At 65.3% G+C, this 17,988-nt stretch carries 21 protein-coding genes; 15 read left to right on the top strand and 6 right to left on the bottom strand.

Going from position 1 to position 17,988, the window contains the following annotated elements; translation table 11 throughout:
* The first annotated feature begins 86 nt into the window (after nt 1–86).
* From J0I47_RS13760 to J0I47_RS13775, 4 genes are all read left to right on the top strand, one after another.
* Nucleotides 87–692, top strand: a complete 606-nt coding sequence (locus J0I47_RS13760; protein WP_198669277.1) for a hypothetical protein — start codon at nt 87–89, stop codon at nt 690–692.
* Nucleotides 693–805: 113 nt separating this feature from the next.
* Nucleotides 806–2,002: an ABC-three component system protein gene (locus tag J0I47_RS13765; protein WP_137901410.1), complete on the top strand. Its 1,197-nt coding sequence runs from the start codon at nt 806–808 to the stop codon at nt 2,000–2,002.
* Between the two features lie 3 nt (nt 2,003–2,005).
* Nucleotides 2,006–2,506, top strand: a complete 501-nt coding sequence (locus tag J0I47_RS13770) for a three component ABC system middle component (protein ID WP_137901409.1) — start codon at nt 2,006–2,008, stop codon at nt 2,504–2,506.
* On the top strand, nt 2,488–4,440 hold the full coding sequence (locus tag J0I47_RS13775; RefSeq protein ID WP_294047543.1) for a DUF3732 domain-containing protein: 1,953 nt from the start codon (nt 2,488–2,490) through the stop codon (nt 4,438–4,440). Before J0I47_RS13770 ends, J0I47_RS13775 begins: the two co-directional genes overlap by 19 nt.
* 150 nt (nt 4,441–4,590) lie before the next feature.
* Here the strand turns inward: J0I47_RS13775 and J0I47_RS13780 are convergent, their stop codons facing one another.
* The 3 genes from J0I47_RS13780 to J0I47_RS13790 form a co-directional block, all read right to left on the bottom strand.
* Nucleotides 4,591–4,878, bottom strand: a complete 288-nt coding sequence (locus J0I47_RS13780; RefSeq protein ID WP_232824134.1) for a thermonuclease family protein — start codon at nt 4,876–4,878, stop codon at nt 4,591–4,593.
* A 131-nt stretch (nt 4,879–5,009) separates the two neighbouring features.
* Complete coding sequence (locus tag J0I47_RS13785; RefSeq protein WP_116968893.1) at nt 5,010–6,263, bottom strand: site-specific integrase; 1,254 nt, start codon at nt 6,261–6,263, stop codon at nt 5,010–5,012.
* 131 nt (nt 6,264–6,394) lie between these two features.
* The gene (locus J0I47_RS13790) at nt 6,395–6,985 is read right to left on the bottom strand and encodes a JAB domain-containing protein (protein WP_294047544.1); all 591 of its coding nucleotides are present in this window, start codon (nt 6,983–6,985) and stop codon (nt 6,395–6,397) included.
* A gap of 4 nt (nt 6,986–6,989) precedes the next feature.
* On the opposite strand from J0I47_RS13790, the gene J0I47_RS13795 reads away from it, so the two are divergent.
* From J0I47_RS13795 to uvrC, 9 genes are all read left to right on the top strand, one after another.
* Entirely contained in the window at nt 6,990–7,478 is a 489-nt protein-coding gene (locus J0I47_RS13795) for an AtpZ/AtpI family protein (protein ID WP_294047545.1), read from the top strand.
* Nucleotides 7,479–7,491: 13 nt separating this feature from the next.
* Complete coding sequence (locus J0I47_RS13800) at nt 7,492–8,241, top strand: F0F1 ATP synthase subunit A (RefSeq protein WP_294047546.1); 750 nt, start codon at nt 7,492–7,494, stop codon at nt 8,239–8,241.
* A gap of 29 nt (nt 8,242–8,270) precedes the next feature.
* Nucleotides 8,271–8,498, top strand: a complete 228-nt coding sequence (locus J0I47_RS13805) for a F0F1 ATP synthase subunit C (protein ID WP_294047547.1) — start codon at nt 8,271–8,273, stop codon at nt 8,496–8,498.
* Between the two features lie 31 nt (nt 8,499–8,529).
* Nucleotides 8,530–9,018: an ATPase gene (locus tag J0I47_RS13810; protein ID WP_294047548.1), complete on the top strand. Its 489-nt coding sequence runs from the start codon at nt 8,530–8,532 to the stop codon at nt 9,016–9,018.
* Nucleotides 9,019–9,029: 11 nt separating this feature from the next.
* A complete protein-coding gene (locus J0I47_RS13815; protein ID WP_294047549.1) occupies nt 9,030–9,596 on the top strand; it encodes a hypothetical protein in 567 nt (188 codons plus the stop codon).
* Nucleotides 9,597–9,661: 65 nt separating this feature from the next.
* Nucleotides 9,662–10,141 (top strand): hypothetical protein, encoded by a 480-nt coding sequence (locus tag J0I47_RS13820; protein WP_294047550.1) that lies wholly within the window; start codon nt 9,662–9,664, stop codon nt 10,139–10,141.
* A gap of 33 nt (nt 10,142–10,174) precedes the next feature.
* Nucleotides 10,175–10,474, top strand: coding sequence for a chorismate mutase (locus J0I47_RS13825; RefSeq protein WP_294047551.1), 300 nt, complete (start codon nt 10,175–10,177; stop codon nt 10,472–10,474).
* Between the two features lie 66 nt (nt 10,475–10,540).
* On the top strand, nt 10,541–10,858 hold the full coding sequence (locus J0I47_RS13830; RefSeq protein WP_294047552.1) for a hypothetical protein: 318 nt from the start codon (nt 10,541–10,543) through the stop codon (nt 10,856–10,858).
* Between the two features lie 48 nt (nt 10,859–10,906).
* On the top strand, nt 10,907–12,832 hold the full coding sequence (uvrC, locus tag J0I47_RS13835) for an excinuclease ABC subunit UvrC (RefSeq protein ID WP_294047553.1): 1,926 nt from the start codon (nt 10,907–10,909) through the stop codon (nt 12,830–12,832).
* A 22-nt stretch (nt 12,833–12,854) separates the two neighbouring features.
* Here the strand turns inward: uvrC and J0I47_RS13840 are convergent, their stop codons facing one another.
* Nucleotides 12,855–13,742, bottom strand: a complete 888-nt coding sequence (locus tag J0I47_RS13840; RefSeq protein ID WP_294047554.1) for an SDR family oxidoreductase — start codon at nt 13,740–13,742, stop codon at nt 12,855–12,857.
* A 112-nt stretch (nt 13,743–13,854) separates the two neighbouring features.
* Here J0I47_RS13840 and J0I47_RS13845 point away from each other — a divergent pair, with 112 nt between their 5' ends.
* Entirely contained in the window at nt 13,855–14,805 is a 951-nt protein-coding gene (locus J0I47_RS13845) for a polysaccharide deacetylase family protein (RefSeq protein WP_294047555.1), read from the top strand.
* Nucleotides 14,802–15,734 (top strand): GNAT family N-acetyltransferase, encoded by a 933-nt coding sequence (locus tag J0I47_RS13850; RefSeq protein ID WP_294047556.1) that lies wholly within the window; start codon nt 14,802–14,804, stop codon nt 15,732–15,734. Before J0I47_RS13845 ends, J0I47_RS13850 begins: the two co-directional genes overlap by 4 nt.
* Before the next feature lie 3 nt (nt 15,735–15,737).
* Here the strand turns inward: J0I47_RS13850 and J0I47_RS13855 are convergent, their stop codons facing one another.
* Together J0I47_RS13855 and J0I47_RS13860 are read right to left on the bottom strand one after the other, a co-directional pair.
* Nucleotides 15,738–16,751: an inorganic phosphate transporter gene (locus tag J0I47_RS13855; RefSeq protein WP_294047557.1), complete on the bottom strand. Its 1,014-nt coding sequence runs from the start codon at nt 16,749–16,751 to the stop codon at nt 15,738–15,740.
* Between the two features lie 15 nt (nt 16,752–16,766).
* Nucleotides 16,767–17,873 (bottom strand): DUF47 family protein, encoded by a 1,107-nt coding sequence (locus J0I47_RS13860; RefSeq protein WP_294047558.1) that lies wholly within the window; start codon nt 17,871–17,873, stop codon nt 16,767–16,769.
* Between the last annotated feature and the right edge of the window lie 115 nt (nt 17,874–17,988).

Genomic DNA, 17,988 nt, shown 5'->3' on the forward strand with positions numbered 1-17,988 from the left:
CCCACTTGGCTTAAATAGGAAATGGGCTAAGGTAAGTCAGCTTAAATAACGAGGCCTGATGAGAAGTGGGAGGCTACAGCCAGCGCGTGCGCGACAGCATTCTGCCCCTTTCGGTGGCCGACACGCTGCCTGCCGCCTTCGCCGAGTGGTCCTTCACCGAAAACACGGTCGACCACGAGACACCGATCGAGACATGCGAACTGTGCGGCCAGCAGGACCTCAGATATCACTTCGAGATCGCCAACCCATATACCGAGGCAGCGCTCTGGGTCGGCTCACATTGCATACTTCAATTCGACGTCGCCGTCATGGAGAATGGCCGGCGCCTTTCGCCCGAGGAGGCAAAGCGCCATCTGGCCAAACTTACCCAGCGGATGCAACTGGAGTCCTGCATCCGTGCGCTGGAACAGCTCGCCACGAAGGAGGTCAACCCGGTGCTGTCGGGCGCGCTCGACTACTACCGGCGCAACAAGAAGCTCACGCCCAAATATGCCGCCGTGGTGTTCTGGAAGCTTCGGACGTTTCGGATCGACCACCACCCCTCCTTCTTTCAGGTCGAGCTTCGCCGCGCCCAGCACATCGAGGACCTGCGACAGATGCCGACACGCCGGGTTCATCGCTTCTGGAGCGCGCTGAGCGCGGGACAGCGCCGGAAGGCGGTGGAACTCGGACATACTCCCCCAGATGAATGATGGGGGACAGGACTGGGCATTCTGTATTGCACGAGCGGTCACTTACATTGAAGGTGATCGCTGTAATTACCGAACCGAAGGAATCTTCATTTGAGTAGGGGCCAGAGCCAGGGATGAAGCCAGCCAGCACGCACGAAGCCAGCGCTTCGGCGACTGGCTACCTTTTTCAATGCCGCTACGCCTTGCTCGCCGGTCTTCAGGCTATCGCCAAGTCGCCCCAACTGGAGATTTCGATCGAGAAGTTCGACGATGTGGGGTTCGAGGTCAACGGTGAGCCGACACAGCTTATCCAGACCAAGCACCATGTGGGCAAGCTGGGCAACCTGACGGATGCCAGCGTCGATCTGTGGAAAACGTTGCTCATCTGGACCAAGCGCGTGACGGAAGACGTCGAGGCGCCCTTCAGGATCAAGTTCGTCCTGTTGACGACAGGGTTCGCGCCAGATGGGTCAGCGGCGGCGCTCTTGCGCATGCGCGAACGGGATGAGTCGGCCGCTGATCAGCTGCTCCTGAAGACCGCTGCTTCATCCAAGAACAAGGAGAACGCTGCAGCCTATCAAGCCTACTCGGCGCTGCCGGAAGATTTGCGTCAAAGCATGCTGAAGGCGATCCTCGTTCTCGACGGCTCGCCCAACATCGTCGACGTCGGGGATGAGATCGCGCGCGAGCTCGTTCACGCCGCGCCGCGCGATCAGGTCGACCATCTGGTAGAGCGCCTTGAAGGATGGTGGTTCGGCGTGGTGATCAAGGCCCTCTCCGGAGCAGGCCCTTCGGCCATCCCCGTGCTCGCCATTGACCAGCGGGTCGATGAACTTCGGGAGGAGTTCAGGCGAGACGCCCTGCCGGTCGATTATGCGTCCACCTATCCGTCACCGACGGTCGTCGCCGAACTCGACAAGCGTCCTTTCGTGAAACAGTTGCGAAGGATCGAGGTCGGCCCGCGGCGCGTGGAGTTCGCGATTCGAGACTATTACCGAGCGTCCGAGCAGCGATCGCGCTGGGCGCGCGAAGAGCTTCTCGTAGGTGGCGAACTCGAGAACTATGAGCGGCAGCTCGTGGAAGCGTGGGAGCCGCGCCACGCCGCCTTGGTCGACGAACTCGGCCCGGGTTGCCCGCCCACCGAGAAGGTCGCCGCCGGGCAGCTGCTTTACAAATGGGTGGAGAACGAGGCCCAGTTTACATTGAGAAGCGTTCGGGACCGGTTCCTGACCCACGGCAGCTATCACATACTGTCGAATCGATACGCAGTCGGGTGGCATCCTGAATATCAGAGCGACCAGGATGACCCTTCCGATGACGGGGTGGGCTAATCCATGCAGCCCTGGTCGAACCGCGTCACCGAAGAAGCTTATCTGTTCAATCCGGCTTTCTGCGCCACTTTGCTGGCGAAGACGACTGAAGACTATACGAAGAAGGCGGGGCGGCCGTTCCCGTTTGCTCTCACCTTCCTTATTCTCCCGATCGTTCTGCACCAGGGCACGCGGCGAGCGTTGCCGAGCTCGACAGTGACCTCGCTTTTGCCTTGGATTCAGGACAACCGTGAGCAACTTGTCGACTTCGCGAACAGGGTGACGCGCCTGAGCGCGATCACCCGCGAAGCCGTTGTGTTCGGTGCTCAGCACCAGATCTTGGCGCTGGCGGACAGCGGCGACCTGAGCGTTGGGGCGAAGCGTCAAACCGCGACCGAGAAGCGGACCGCGCTGTTCACCGCAGAAGCCCGCGAGTGCGTCGACCGGGCAGGTTTCTTGGGACGATGGTTTGCCGCCGCGGGCACAACCGCAACAATCTACGCCGCGTGGGGGGTGACACCGTGAGTCTGCAAATTGCCAAGCTCATTCTCTACAGTCGCCGGGGTGAAGTTCGCGAGGTCGTGTTCAGACCCGGCGAGCTAAATATACTGACCGGCGGCTCAAAAACCGGCAAGTCAGCGATAATCGACATCATCGATTACTGTACGGGCCGCAGCGAATGCAACGTCGCGGATGGCGTGATCCGCAAGTATGTCGGCTGGTATGCTTTGCTGTTTCAAATTGGCGACGGACAGATCTTCATCGCCCGTCGCAACCCCGATGTCGGCGATCGAACGAACGGCGATATCTACATGGACCGAGGGTCGAGCATCGAGACACCGTCGGAGTCCGCCCTGTTCAAAAACACGACGGTGGGCGCAGTAGAGAAGTTCCTCGGCGCCGCGATCGGCATCAGCGAGAACGAACATCGACCTCCGACCCCAACCCGCGACCCGCTGGAGGCAAACTTCCGGCACGCGCTGTTGCTCTCCTTCCAAGACCAGAACGACATCGACAGCAAACAGCGCCTGTTCCACCGGCAAGGCGAGGACTTCGTCAGTCAGGCCATCAAAGATACGTTGCCCTATTTCCTTGGGGCCGTGGATGAAGACCGCCTATTCAAGCAATCCCAGCTCGATCAGGCCAAACGCGAACTACGTCAGCTAGAACGCCAGCTCCGCGACGCGGACGCCCTTGATAGCAGCACGTACCCGCGTGCGCGCGCCCTTGTCGACGAAGCCAAACAGGTGGGACTTATCGACGAGCGGACTGTCGCGCTCACCTACGAGGCGGTCCTTGCGGTTCTTCAGCGCGTGGTGCGTGACACCGGCGTGCGCGACAATTTTATGGTGGGTGACGGCGAGGACGTGCTGGCTGGCCTACGCGCTGAACGCCAGGGTCTTCGAACCGAACTCGAGAGGGTCAACGCCGAGATTCGATCGACCCGGACGTTTACGTCGGAGACGAGTGGCTACGAACGTGAAGCAAAAGAGCAGCGAGCTCGCTTGAGCTCCGTCGGCCTGATCAAACATGGCGATCACGATTCCGCTCATTGCCCGCTGTGCGAAAGCCAGCTTCCCGTGCCGGCGCCGACCGTGGTGCAGATGCAGCGCTCGCTTCAGGAGCTCAGCGATCAACTCGAGGCGGTTGAGGCTGAGAACCCGCGGCTTCAGCTCAGATTGGCGTCGCTCAATCGCGAAGAGGCCGACATCGAGCAGCGTCTGCGGGAAAACCAGCAGCAGATTGCGGCGCGAATGAGGGAGAACGAGATCCTCCGCGTTCAACAGGACAGCTTCATTCTACAGGCGCGAACAACCGGAAAGATCACTCAGTATGTCGAGACCGCCAGCACCGCCGACACCAGCTCAGGGCTGAAATCGGCCATCGCGGCAAGCCGGATTCGGGTTGCGGCGCTGGAGCGGGAGCTCGACGCCGAAGCGATGAAGGAAAAGCTTGATGCCTTCTTGAACATTATCGGCCGCTACATGACCCAGTATTCTGACGATCTGGAACTGGAGCACCGAGGTAGCCAGCTAAGGCTCGACATCAGGGCCCTGACGGTCGTCGCTGATACTCTTGACGGTCCGGTCCCTTTGTTCCGGATGGGAAGCGGCGAGAATTGGGTCGGCTACCACGTCCTGGCACACCTGGCTCTCCATAAATGGTTTCGTCAAAAGAAGCGTCCCGTGCCGGGGTTCATCATTTTCGACCAGCCATCTCAAGCTCACTATCCACCGGACCGCGATGCGGAAGGTTCAATCGACGGGCTTTCCGACGAGGACCAGACCGCCGTGCTGCAGCTCTTCAAGCTGGCGGCCGATGCAGCGGCCGAACTCGCGCCGGAGCTGCAGATCATCATCATGGATCACGCAGACCTAAAGCCGGAGTGGTTCGCAACGGCGGTGATCGAGCGATGGAGGAAGGGCGAGAAGCTCATTCCCGCGAGCTGGTTACAGTGAGTTTGCGGGATCAGCCCGCGCGGGGTCGGCGATGGCCGGCATGTTGCTTCGGCACCGAGGCAGTATCTCATCGTCTGTGCGAAGCGGGTCCACAGGAGCTTGGACGCTCGAGCGACAGCGGGTGAGCCTAGGGAGCTACAGGTTCTCGGGCTAGCGGCCGCCCTGAGGCGCGCCGATCTGCCGCAACAATGTTCCGATCGATCGTCCGCTGATCTGGCAGACGGCGATGACGCGGTCATAGACCTGCACGCGGCCATTGCGGCCACGCACCGCGGTGCAGAAGGCCCCGCGGCCGAGAGCGACATCTTCCAGTGCTGCCTTGGCACGCGCTCCGATTGGGGCGTGAAGCTCGGGCGCATCGAAATCCGCCAGGCGGACCTCGATCCAAGTCGTCGGATCTGGGGAATCGCCGACGCACAGGCCGTCGCCGTCACCCACGTAACGGACCTGGCCCGAAAAGGAGTGACCGGCGCGAGTGGGGACCGGTGCTGTGCACGGATCCGCAGCTGCCGGGGTCGCAGCCGCCCCAGCGGCCAAGACGCACGCCACGATCATAAGTACGCGCGAGATCACGCCGCCTGCTTCGCTGGCCGGCGGACGGGCTTCTTGGCCAGCATGGTGCGGGCGAACTTGTCCCAGCGCGCCATGCCAGCTCGCTTCTCTGGCATGTAGTTCCAGCGGTCGTAGCTCTTGGAGCTAACGTCCTGCAGCGCATGGTTCTGAATGCGATCGCGGATTTCCTTCGGCACGCCAGCCTTGCCTGACAGCGTCTTCCACGTTCGCCGCAAGTCGCGATTGGTCACGACCGGGATGACGCCGCGGTCGCGCTGGCGCCACATAAAGGCATAGAGCGTCCCATGGCTGACGGGCTTCGATGGATCCTTCGCCGAGGGGAAGAACCACCCATGTTCGTTCGGCTTAATGGAATCGAGAAGCTCCGCCGCCAAGGACGGAACAGGGACCGCATGAGGCTTGCTGTTCTTGGTTTTTGACCAGTCGAGAATTCGTTCGCGGGAATCCCACTGATCCTTGTGAAGGCGCGCGATTTCCTCGACCCGCTGGCCCGTGAGCATCAGGATCTGAACGGCCCGCAGATAGGGCGGGTGCACCGGCACGTCGGGGCATTCGAGCCATCGCCAGAGCTGGACAAACTCATCTTCGTCCAGCCACCGGGACCCGACGACCTTAGGCTCAGTCGGGATACCTGCCGCCGGATTGTAGACCAGTCGAAATCGGCGCGGCGACGTGTTTCGATAGTCGTGCTCCGATTTCATTCCCCAGCTGTAAGCTGCGCGGATGTAGCAGCGGACGTGGTCCGCCATGGCAGGGGCCCCACGCTCAAAGATCGGGCGGAGCACCTCCGTCACCTCGTCCGGCTCGATCTCCCGGGCAAGGCGGTTGCGCCCAAGAGTGTCGGCTACCTTGTTCAGTCCTTTCTCCGTTTCCTTCCAGGACGGCTTACCTGCTTCTTTGAGCGAGGCGACGTAGGCTTCGAAAAGGTCGGCGACGGTTCCGGGCCGAGCATCGGTGACGATCTTGATGCTCCGACCCTTCTGGATCGCGTCCGCGAAGTCGCGCTTGAAAACCTCTCGGGCTGCGGCGAGCGACATCGATGGATAGTCGCCGAGTTTCGCCTTGATCCGCTTACCGTCGCGCCATTGCTGGGCCATCCATTCCGCCAGCACCCGCTTAGGCATCGGCCGCACGACGAGGACCAGGCGGCCCACGCCGCGTCCCTCGCCGTCGGCCAGGGACTTCTGCTTTCCGGTCAGTTCGACGTCCTTGATGCTGCGCCGGATCGCGCCATCGGTGAGGCTGCCCATGCTACGTCTCCCGAAAACTGAGGGCGGTAGTCAGTCGGTTATTGGGGTCGGAATGTGCTCCGATCCCCCAATTACCGCCCTCAGTTTGCCCCAGTCACCGGAAGCTTTTCAAGCCCAAAAATCGTGGTGTTTCAATGTGCTTGGGCGTGATCGAGCGTGATCGATGTGGGTCTAGTAGGATGGTTGTGAACCAGGATGATCGCGGCGGATTTCAGGTCCATCGCCCGGCGGATAACCTCGCGAACATAGACCGGCGCTTCGTCGATCGATCCTTCATTCATCAATTCGTCGCGAATCAACATGTTGCGCGTATTGAGATGCAACACGCGAACGCGTTCGTTGCCGTGATGTGCCATGTCGGCGCGCAGATAGTCGAGCAGCGCCTGCCAGTTGCCGAGCACCGGCTTGGCCATCGCTTCCGCCCGCAACAGCCGCAACGCCGCCGCCTGCGCGATCTTGATCGCGGCGACCGACGTCTCGCCCATCCCCTTCACGCGGCCGATCGCCTCGGCATCAGCCGTCAGCAGGCCGGCGATCCCGCCGAACTCGGTCAACAATGCCTTCGCCAGCGGCTTGGTGTCGCGGCGCGGGATGGCGAGCGCGAGCAGATATTCGATCAACTCGTGGTCGAGCAGCCCGTCGGCATCCGTCAGCAGCCGCTGCCGCAGCCGGGCGCGGTGCCCGTCATTCGGTCCGCCAGTGGGGGAGGGCGCCTCGCTCATCGCCATGCAGCGTATCGGGCGCGGCGGGGCGGTGCAATCGAGCGTCACAATGTCACAATGGTTGACTCGCGAGTCCGCCTTTCCTAAACGCGCGATCAGCGAACGGGGGCTGTGGCCAGTCCGTTGCCCACCCGCTCGTTTTTTGCCGTCGCCCGCTTGGCTGAGCGTGGCGGCGTTTCTTTATCAGGATGTTTCCGCGTTGGCAGACGACCGCCGTTCCGATGATCTAGACCGCCGCATCGCTGATGCGAAGGCCGAGATCGAGCGCCCGATAACTCCTGGTGAGGGCGCGGCCGAAAGCCGTGGTTGGGCGATCGGTATCGAGTTCGTCGGCACCGTGCTGGTCTCGGCCGCGATCGGCTATTTCATCGATCGCGCCGCCGGCACCGCACCTTGGGTGATGATCGGCCTGCTCGTGCTGGGTTTCATTGCCGGCGTGTATCGTGCATCCAAGACCTCGGCGCAGTTCGACGCCGACGGCGCGATCAAGTAAGAGGACCGACGCCATGGCCGGCCCGATGGAACAGTTCGCGCTCAAGGTGCTCCACCCGATCAATGCTGGCGGGTACGATCTGTCGTTCACCAACTCGTCGCTGTGGATGGCGGTGGCGCTCGCGGGCGTCGCGATCTTCCTGTTCGTCGGTACCGCCCGACCGCAACTGGTGCCGGGTCGGTGGCAGGCGGCGGTCGAGTATGTGTACGATTTCGTGCGCAAGATGCTCGATGAGAATGTGGGGCCGGAGGGGCGCAAGTTCGCGCCTCTGGTCTTCTCGATTTTCATCTTTGTGCTCGCCTGCAACATCCTCGGCCTGATCCCGTGGGTCGGCGCCTTCACCCCGACCAGTCATATCGCGGTGACGCTGGGGCTCGCGATCATCGTGTTCGCGATCGTCTGCATCGTCGGTTTTGCGAAGCACGGTCTGCATTTCTTCAGCCTGTTCTGGCCGCATGATGCCAACATCTTCTTGGGTGCGTTCGTGTTCGTAATCGAAGTTCTGAGCTTCCTCAGCCGCCCGTTCACGCTCGCCATCCGACTGTTCGCCAACATGACCGCGGGGCACGTGCTGCTGAAAGTGTTCGGCACGTTCGTCGTCGCGCTCGGCTCATTCGGCGCGTTGCCGTATGTATTCGGGATCGTGCCGTTGGGCGTCAACATCGCGCTGTCGGCGCTCGAGGTGCTGATCGCGGTCGTCCAGGCCTATGTTTTCGCACTGCTTGCGTCGCTCTATCTCAACGACGCGATCAATCTTCACTGAGTAACGGTTCAACTAAGAAGGATTTCGACATGGACGTGGCAACGGCAGCTAAGATCGGTGCGGGTCTCGCCGCGATGGGCGCGGGCTTCGCGGCGATCGGCGTGGGCAATATCTTCGGTCAGTATCTGAATGGCGCAGTGCGTAATCCGGAAGCCGACGCGAAGATGGGCGGCCGCCTGATCTTCGGCTTTGCTGTAACCGAGGCGCTCGGCCTGATCGCAGCGGTCGTCGCGCTGGCGCTGGCCTTCTCGAAGTAAGCGCCGTCACCGACGAAAGAAACGGACGGCCATGCCTCAGTTCGAGTTCTCTTCCGCCATCCTGTGGTCGCAGCTTGTCTGGCTCGCGATCTTCTTCGTGGTCCTGTATTTCGGGATTGTCCGCTTCACGCTGCCCAAGGTCGGGCGCGTGATGCAGGCGCGCGAGGATCAGGTGTCGGGCGATCTCGCCAATGCGGAATCGGCGAAGGCCGCAGCCGATCGCATGGCCGCCGACTATGATGCGGGCGTCGCCGCTGCGCAGGAAACCGCGCGGGCGCGGCTGGTCGAGGCGCGCGCCGCCGCGAGCGCCGCGCTGGAGGCGCAGTTGAAGGCGTCGCACGACGCGATCGCGACCAAGACTGCGGCGGCGGAAGCTGATCTCGGCAAAGCGCGCGACCGGGCGATGGGCGAGATCGAGGGCGTCGCCGCCACTGCCGCTGCCGATATCGTCGAGCGACTGACCGGAACGCGTCCGTCAGACACCATCGCCGGTAACGCCGCGCGCTTGGCGATCGGTTAAGGAGCCCCGTAATGACCGTTGGTTCCACCACCGTCGCGACCACCGAAGCGAATGGTGCCGCCCAGAACGCGGACGAGGAAGGCCCGACGCTGCTCGGACTGGGGGCGGAAGGTTGGGTTTATGTCGGCCTGACGATTTTCCTGCTGCTCGCGGTTTTCGTGGCGAAGGCGCCAAAGCGGATCGCCGACGCGCTTGACGGTCGCATCGCTGAGACGCGCCGCCAGCTCGATGAGGCCAAGGCGATCCGCGCCGAAGCGGAAGCGCTGCTGGCCGAGGCGAAGAAGCGCGATGCGGCGAGTGCCGGCGACGCGCAGGCGATCGTCGCGCATGCCGAGCAGGAGGCGCAGGCTCTGCTCGCCAAGGCACAGTCCGACGCCGCCGAGCTGGTCGCGCGCCGTGGCCAGATGGCCGAGGACAAGATCGCCGCCGCCGAGCGCGCCGCGCTTGCCGAGGTCCGCGCCAAGGCGGCCGACGCCGCGACGAAGGCCGCCGCGTCGATCATTGCCGACACCCACGGCGCCGGCGCCGATGCGGCGTTGGTCGACAAGGCGATCGCCGGCCTGTCGCGGCTGAACTGATCCCCGATTTTTTCGGGGACGCGGCGGACTTGGCATAGCCGGTCCGCTTTGCTTTCACGGGCGCCATGCCCGCCGACCCGCTTGATCTGACGTCCCTCAATGCCGCCGAGCGTGAAGCGCTGGCGTTGCTGGCGTCGGGACATACCGCGAAGAGCATCGCGACGCTGACCGGTCGCACCGAGGCAGCGGTCAATGAGCGGCTGCGCGACGCCCGGCGCAAGACCGGGGTCGGCAGCAGCCGCGAGCTCGCGCGCCTGCTCCGCGACCCGGATTGGGCGTCACGGACCGAAGAGGCGATGCTGGCCCGCTATCGTCGGATCGCCGGGGTCGGATCCGACGTGCAGGTGCGATGCGCCCGGACGATATGCGTGGTGACTGGCGCGTTTCGCTCCGACGATGCGGTCGATGCTCTGCAGAGCGCTAAGCTGACGGCGGATATGCGGGCATTGGGTTTCGTCGAGGATGCACAGCATTTCGAAACCGATGCGACGAACGGTGAGCGCTTCGCGGCCTATTGGGTGCGCTCGACTCCGGCGTCCGACTAGCGCGGGCGCTGTGTGCCCGCTATCGCCTGCGCCATGATCCTTCCCGAAGACTGCCAGACGATGACCGAGGTGCGCGCCGGGGTCGACGAGGTCGATCGCCAGCTCGTCGCTCTGCTCGGCGTGCGGTTCCGCTTCATGACCGCCGCCGCGCGGATCAAGCAGGATCGCCGCACGGTGCGCGACGAGGGGCGCAAGGCGCAGGTGATCGCCAATGCGCGTGCCGAGGCCGCGACGATCGGCGTGCCGTCCGATGTCGTCGGCGAGCTGTGGGAACGGCTGGTCGAAGGCTCGATCGCGTACGAATTCGATCGCTGGGACGAGCATCGGGGTTGATCGAGATCGCTTGATTCGTCCGCCCGACCCGGCCTAGCAAGGCGCTCCATCCGGGGAGGGTTCTTGATGAAGATTCTGTTTGCCGCCGCCATGCTCGCCGCCACGCCCGCTCTCGCGCAGACCGCGCCGGCGCCGGCGCCGGCTCCCGCGTCACCTGCCGTCGCGGCCGCGAAGTTCGGGCTCGACACGCCGATCGAGACGCTGATGGCCGATCCCAAGGCGAAGGCGGTGCTTGCGGCCGACTTCGGCACCGACTTGACGGCCAATCCCGCCTACGATCAGTTCAAGGGCATGAGCCTCAACCAGGTCCAGCCCTATGCGCCGGACAAGATGCCCGCGACGCTGATGACCAAGATCGCCACCGACCTCGCCGCGATCAAGTAAGCCCGTCGCACTAGTCGGACGCCCGGCGACTCCCTAGATTCGCCGGGCATGTCCGATCCCAATTCGCCCAATCGATTCAACGAGGAAAAGGCCACCTACGCCGTTCGCGGCGAGGGGAATGCGCCCGACCTCGCCGCCGGGGTGGCGGCGATCCGCAACGTGTTGAAGACGTTGCCGACGCGGCCCGGCGTCTATCGCATGCAGGATGCGCGCGGCGACGTGCTGTACGTCGGCAAGGCGCGGGCTTTGCGCAACCGCGTGACGAACTACACCCAGGTCGATCGCCTGCCCAAGCGGTTGCAGCGGATGGTCGCGCAGACGCGGTCGATGACCATCGTCACGACCAACAACGAGGCCGAGGCGCTGCTGCTCGAAGCGCAGCTCATCAAGCGCTTCCGCCCCGCCTACAACGTGCTGCTGCGCGACGACAAAAGCTTTCCGTTCATCCTGCTGCGCGCCGATCACGACTACCCGCGCGTGCAGAAGCATCGCGGCGCTCGGCGCGCCAAGGGCAATTATTACGGCCCGTTCGCCAGCGCTGGCAGCGTCAACAACACGCTCAACGCGTTGCAGAAGCTGTTCCTGCTGCGCTCGTGCACCGATGGTTTCTTCAAGACGCGCGACCGGCCGTGCCTGCTCTACCAGATCAAGCGCTGCTCGGCACCGTGTGTCGGGCGGATCGACCAGGCGGGTTATGCCGAACTGGTCGGCGACGCGAAGGACTTCCTGGCCGGCAAATCGACCAAGGTGCAGGCGAAGCTGGGCGCGCAGATGGAAGCGGCGGCCGGGGCGATGGACTTCGAGCTCGCGGCGGTGCTGCGCGACCGGCTGCGCGCGCTGACCTTCATCCAGGGGACGCAGGCGATCAACGCCGAAGGGGTGGGCGATGCCGACGTCTTCGCGCTGGCGTGCCGGGACGGGGTGATCGGCATCCAGGCGTTCTTCATCCGCGGCGGCCAGAATTGGGGTCACCGCAGCTTCTTCCCCGCGCACACCGCCGACGTACCGGAGGACGAGGTGATGACGCAGTTCCTGACCCAATTCTACGAGGAGGTGCCGCCGGCGCGGACGGTCCTGCTCGACCGCGAGCTGGAAGAAGGCGCGCTGCTGAGCGAGGCGCTGGCCGAGCGCAACGGCTACAAGGTCGCGCTGTCGGTGCCGCAGCGTGGGGACCGCCGCCGGTTGATGGAACAGGCCAAGCGCAATGCGGTAGAGGCGCTGGAACGGCGGCTGGCGGAGAGCACGACGCAGGCGAAGCTGTTGCGCGAGGTCGCCGAATTGTTCGATCTGGCCGAACCGCCCGACCGCATCGAAATCTATGACAACAGCCACATCCAGGGCACCAACGCGCTCGGCGCGATGGTCGTCGCGGGCCCTGAGGGGTTTCGCAAGGGCCAGTATCGCAAGTTCAACATCCGCAACAAGGATACCGTGCCGGGCGACGATTTCGGCATGATGCGCGAAGTGTTCCAGCGCCGCTTCGCCCGCGCGCAGGCGGAGGATCCCGATCGCGATGCCGGCGACTGGCCCGATCTCGTGCTGATCGACGGCGGGCGCGGGCAGCTCAACGCGGCCAAGGGCGTGCTGGAGGACATGGGGATCGAGGACGTGTGCCTGGTCGGCGTGGCGAAGGGACCGGGACACGGCCGCGAGGGGTGCGAGGTGTTCCACCTGATGGACGGGCGCGACTTTACGCTGCCGACCAACGCGCCGGTGCTGTTCTATCTCCAGCGGCTACGCGACGAGGTCCACCGTTTCGTGATCGGCGCGCATCGCGACAAGCGTGCCAAGGCGATCGGCGCGAGCCCGCTCGACGAAGTGCCGGGGATCGGACCGGCGCGGAAGAAGGCGCTGCTGATGCATTTCGGCACCGCGCGGGCGGTGCGCGGCGCGAGCCTGGACGACCTCAAGAAAGCGCCCGGCGTGTCGGCAGCGGTCGCGCAGCAGGTCTACGACTTCTACCACGCGCGCTAGCGTCCCACGCGCACCGTCGCAGTCATCCGAAATAATGCGCGCGCATGTCGTCGAGCAGGCCGGGGTGGGTCGGTTCCCAGCCTAGGGCCTCGCGCGTGATCGCGTTGGAGGCGGGATTGTCGGAGCCGGCGAACCCCGCCATCCAGCCGAAATAGCCCGGCGCTTCCTCGGCCGCGATGCTGCGGACGGGCAGGTCGAGCCCTTCGCTGATGACGGTCGCGATATCGCGAAACGCGACGCCCTCCTCACCGACGCCGTGATAGGTCTTCCCGCCCGGCGTCCGCTCGACCGCCAGCCGATAGAGTCGCGCGGCGTCGAGCTGGTGCACCGCCGACCAGCGGTTGGCGCCGTCGCCGATATAGGCGGCATGGCCCTTTTCGCGCGCGATTTTGATGAGCATGGGAACGAAGCCGTGCTTGTCGGCTTGACTGTGGACGCTCGGCGACAGGCGCACCACCGCGCCGCGCACGCCGGACGCGCCGGTCACCACCAGTTCGGTATCGCCGCGCGACACGCCGCCGCCGCGCGATCCGGGGCGGTCCTGCTCCGTGCCGAGCCGGCCCGGCGGCAGCATCAGCGTGCCGGAGGTGCCGATGAACGGCTTGTCCGACCCGCCCAGCGCCTCGATCATCGCGGTCACGACGGCGTTGTCGGTCTCGATATTCTGTTGGAACTTCGCGAAATCGTGGATGAAGGCGAGGTGGATCACCGCATCCGCCTGACGCACGCCCGCGATCAGGCTGTCGGCGTCGTTGAGGTCGCCGCGATGGACCGCTGCGCCGGCCGCCTCCAGGATTGCGGCATTGGCGTCGTTGCGCGCCAGGCCCAGCACGTCATGGCCATGACCGATCAGCTCGGCGGTGACCGCCTGGCCGATGAATCCGGCCGCGCCCGTCACGAAAATCCGCATCCCTCGTCTCCTGCATCGTTGTCCGGGCAAGTGGGGGCGGCGGCCGACACAGAAAAGGGCGCGGGGCGGGCGATTGGCAAAATCTTCACGCCCGCGCGCTACGCGGCGAGGCATGACCGCGGTGTTCCTGACGATCGATACCGAATTGATGTGGCGCCACCACGCCGCCGGCCTGCCGCTCGTCGAGCAGATGGCGCGCTCTCTGGAGCCGGCCGGGGTCGGCATCGCGCATCAGCTGGCGACGCTCAGGCGGCATGGGTTGAAGGCGACCTTCTTTGTCGATCCGATGCCGACGATGGTGTTCGGGCTCGACGCGATCCGGCCGGTGATCGAGGCGATCCTGGCGGCGGGGCAGGAGGTCCAGCTGCACCTCCACCCCAATTGGAGCGGTGCGCGCGCCGACGATGCCGGCGAACGCTACGCGCGGTTCAACCTGATCGAATATAGCCTGGACGAGCAGCGCGCGTTGCTGTCGGGCGCGCGGGACTTGCTGAAGGCGTGCGGCGCGCCCGAACCGTGTGCGTTCCGCGCCGGCAGCTACGCCGCCAACGACGATACGCTGACCGCTCTCGCCGAGCTCGGCTTCGCCTATGACAGCAGCCATAACGGCGCCGACGCGCCGTGGCCGAGCGCGATTGGGCTCGACCGCCGCCAGATCGCGCCGGTCTCGCGGAACAACGTGACCGAGGTGCCGGTGACCCTGATCGAGGATACGCCGGGGTCGCTGCGTCATTTCCAGATCTGCGCGGTGTCGCGCGGTGAGATGCGCGCGGCGCTCGACCATGCGATCGATCGCCGCCACGCCGCCGTGACGATCGTCGGCCATAGTTTCGAGCTCGCCAATCGTGCCGGCACGCGCGCCAATCGCATCCATGTCACGCGGTTCGAGGCATTGTGCGCGATGCTCGCCGACGCGCCGTCGACGCTGCAAACCACGCATTTCCGCGATCGGCCGACCTTCGCCGCGGGCGAGGCGGTGCTGCTCGGGCCGAGCGTGCTGCGGACGCGGTGGCGGCAGGCCGAGCAGCTCTGGTCCAACTGGATCGAGGAACGCGCGGCGTGACGCTGGCCGCGCCCGCCGCCCGCTCGCTGCCGCTCAAGTTCCAGGTCGGTGCGCGGACCTTGCTGGCGATCCGTCGCGAACTGGTGCGCGTGCCGTTCGATCTCGACGCGGCGCTGGCGGCGCGGTTGCCGGCGTTGCCGCCGCTCGACGCCGGCGCCGACGGATACCTCGTGACTTCGCTCCCGCTGGCGCAGCGCGCGGCCTTGCTGGCGACGGCGCGCGGGATGATCGCCTTCACGCGCCAGACCTATACGCGGCGCTATGCCGATCTGAGCGGCGGGTACGATGCGTATGTCGCGCGGCTGTCCGGCAACACGCGCGGTACGATCAAGCGCAAGGCCAAGAAGCTGGCCGAGGCGTCGGGCGGGACGATCGACGTGCGGCGCCATGCGACCCCGGACGAGCTTGCCGCGTTCCACCCGATCGCGCGTGCGCTGGCGCTTGCCACCTATCAGGAGCGGCTGATGGGTGCGGGCCTGCCCGATACGCCCGACTTCGTGCAGCGGATGTACGCGATGGCGGCGGCGGGGCAGGTGCGGGCGTGGCTGCTCCATGTCGGCGGCGAGCCGGCGGCGTATCTCTATTGCCCGCTGCACGGCGATACCGCGATCTACGAGTTCGTCGGTCACGATCCGCGCTTCGCCGAATTGTCGGCGGGGACCATGCTTCAGGTCGAGGCGTTGCGCGATCTCGCCGCCGATCCGGCGGTCGCGCGGTTCGATTTCACCGAGGGTGACGGCCAGCACAAGCGCCAGTTCGCGACCGGCGGCGTCGAATGCTGCGACCTGCTGCTGCTGCGCCCGACGCTGGCCAACCGCGCGGTGATCGCCGCCTTGCGCGGCTTCGACGACGCGATGGCGCTGGCCAAGCGATCGGTCGAGCGACTGGGGTTGCAGGCTCTGGCGAAACGCGTCCGCCGCGCCTCCTGATCGTCAGAACAGCCGCGTCAGCATGTAGAAGCCGGCGCCGACCGCCGCGCTTGCCGGGATCGTGATGATCCACGCGACGACGACGTTCTGCGCGACGCCCCAGCGCACCGCGCTCGTGCGACGCGCGACGCCCGCGCCGATCACGCAGCCGGTGATCGTGTGCGTGGTCGACACCGGGATGCCGAGCAGGCTGGCGCCGAAGATCGTGACCGATCCGCCGGCCGACGCGCTGAACCCCTGGTGCTGCGACAGTTTGGTGATGCGACTGCCCATCGTCTCGATGATCTTCCACCCGCCCGAAAGCGTGCCCAGGCCCATCGCGATATAGCAGCTGAACGCCACCCAATGCGGGATCTCGAACTTGCCGGCCAGATGCCCGGTCGAGAACAGCAGGACGGTGATGATTCCCATCGTCTTCTGCGCGTCGTTGAGGCCGTGGCTGAGCGAGAATGCCGCCGACGAGATCAGGTGCAGCACGCGGAAGCTGCGCTCCGACGACTTGCTGGTGGCGCCGCGGAACATCCAGCTGGTGACCAGCATCATCAGCATCGACACCGCCATCCCGATCAGCGGCGACAGGACGATGAACAGCAGGGTCTTGTTGAGGCCGGTCCACTGGATCGCGCCGAACCCGGCATGCGCCACGCCCGCGCCGATGACGCCGCCGACCAGCGCGTGGCTCGACGACGACGGAATGCCCTTCAGCCAGGTAACGACGTTCCAGAACATCGCCCCGGCCAGCGCACCGAACACGACGCTGGGCGTCACCAGGTCCTTGTCTATCAGCCCCTTGCCCATCGTCTCCGCGACCTTGTGCAGCGACGGATAGGCCAGCGTCAGGAAATAGGCGGCGAAGTTGAAGAAGGCGGCGAAGGCGACCGCGTGGATCGGCTTCAACAGCCGCGTCGCCACCACCGTCGCGATCGAGTTGGCGGCGTCGTGCATGCCGTTCAGGAAATCGAACGCCAGCGCGGTCAGGATCAACCCGATCAGCAGGGGAAGCGCGAGCTCGTGCATGGTTCGGCCCCGTCGTCAGGCGTGATCGATGACGATGCCGTCGATCTCGTTGGCGACATCCTCGAACGCGTCGACGATCCGCTCGAGATGCTTGAAGATTTCGCGCTTGACGATGAAGTCGCGCGTCTCGACGTCGCCCATCGCCTTGAACGCCTTCTTGAGCGCGGCGGTGTGGATGGCGTCGGCCTGCCCCTCCATCCGCACGATCCGTTCGGTCAGTTCGTGCAGGCGCGGGCCGTTCTTGCCGACGTCGCGGAGCAGCGGCATCGCCTCGACGGTCAGCCGGGCGGCATCGACGATGATCGCCGCCATATCGCGCATTTCCTGGTCGAAGCCCTGGACCTCGTACACGTCGATCGCCTGCACCGCGGCCTGCATCTCGTCGACGGTGTCGTCCATCGACCCGATCAGGCTGGTGATCGCCCCGCGATCGAACGGCGTCAGGAAGGTCTGGCGCACGGTCAGCAGCACGTCGCGGGTGATGCCGTCGGCGTCGTTCTCGCGCTCGATCACTTCACGGATATGGTCCCGCGCCGCGACCCCGTCCTGCATCAGCCGCGACAGCGCGTCGGCGGCGGCGCTGATCGTGACGGCGTGCGCTTCGAACAGGTCGAAGAAATTCCCGGATTTGGGCAAGAGCCGCTGAAACCAGGCGAACATGGGACTGATCCTCGATTTTTGCGCGACGATGGCGAGCATGGTGGTGCGGCGCGTGGCCGCGGTGAAATCGGCGGGGCCGAACGAACGGATGAGATCGCGAAGGTCGGGCTCGTCGACCGCGGCGGCGGCGTCGGCCAGGCTGAACCAGCGGCGCTCGCGCTCGGCCTGTTCCTTCCATTCGGGCAGTTCGCGGCTGACGGCGAGCGGAAAGATGTCGACGTCGACCATCAGCGAGGCGCCGTTGCCGCGCGTCTTGCGATAGCGGTACGAGCCGAGCGGGGTGGGGCAGACGAGGCCCTGCACCCCGGCCTCCTCCTCCGCCTCCAGCGCGGCGGCGGCATGCGGGCCGAGCGTCGCGGACGGATTGCCCTTGGGCACCACCCAGCGCTTCGACTGGCGCGACGTCACCAGCAGCACCCGCACCGGCGCGTCGATCCCCGACCCGTCGGTACGGTAAGGCAAGGCGGCGATCTGACGAATGCTGGGCTCCCCGGCGCGAGCCTGCCGGGAAGCAGTGCGCGCCGTCGCTCTATTGCGCTAATGTGACAGTCCTGTGAAGCCGCCGGACCGAAGCCGT

The organism is Sphingomonas sp. (assembly GCF_017304635.1).
GTDB lineage: Bacteria > Pseudomonadota > Alphaproteobacteria > Sphingomonadales > Sphingomonadaceae > Sphingomonas.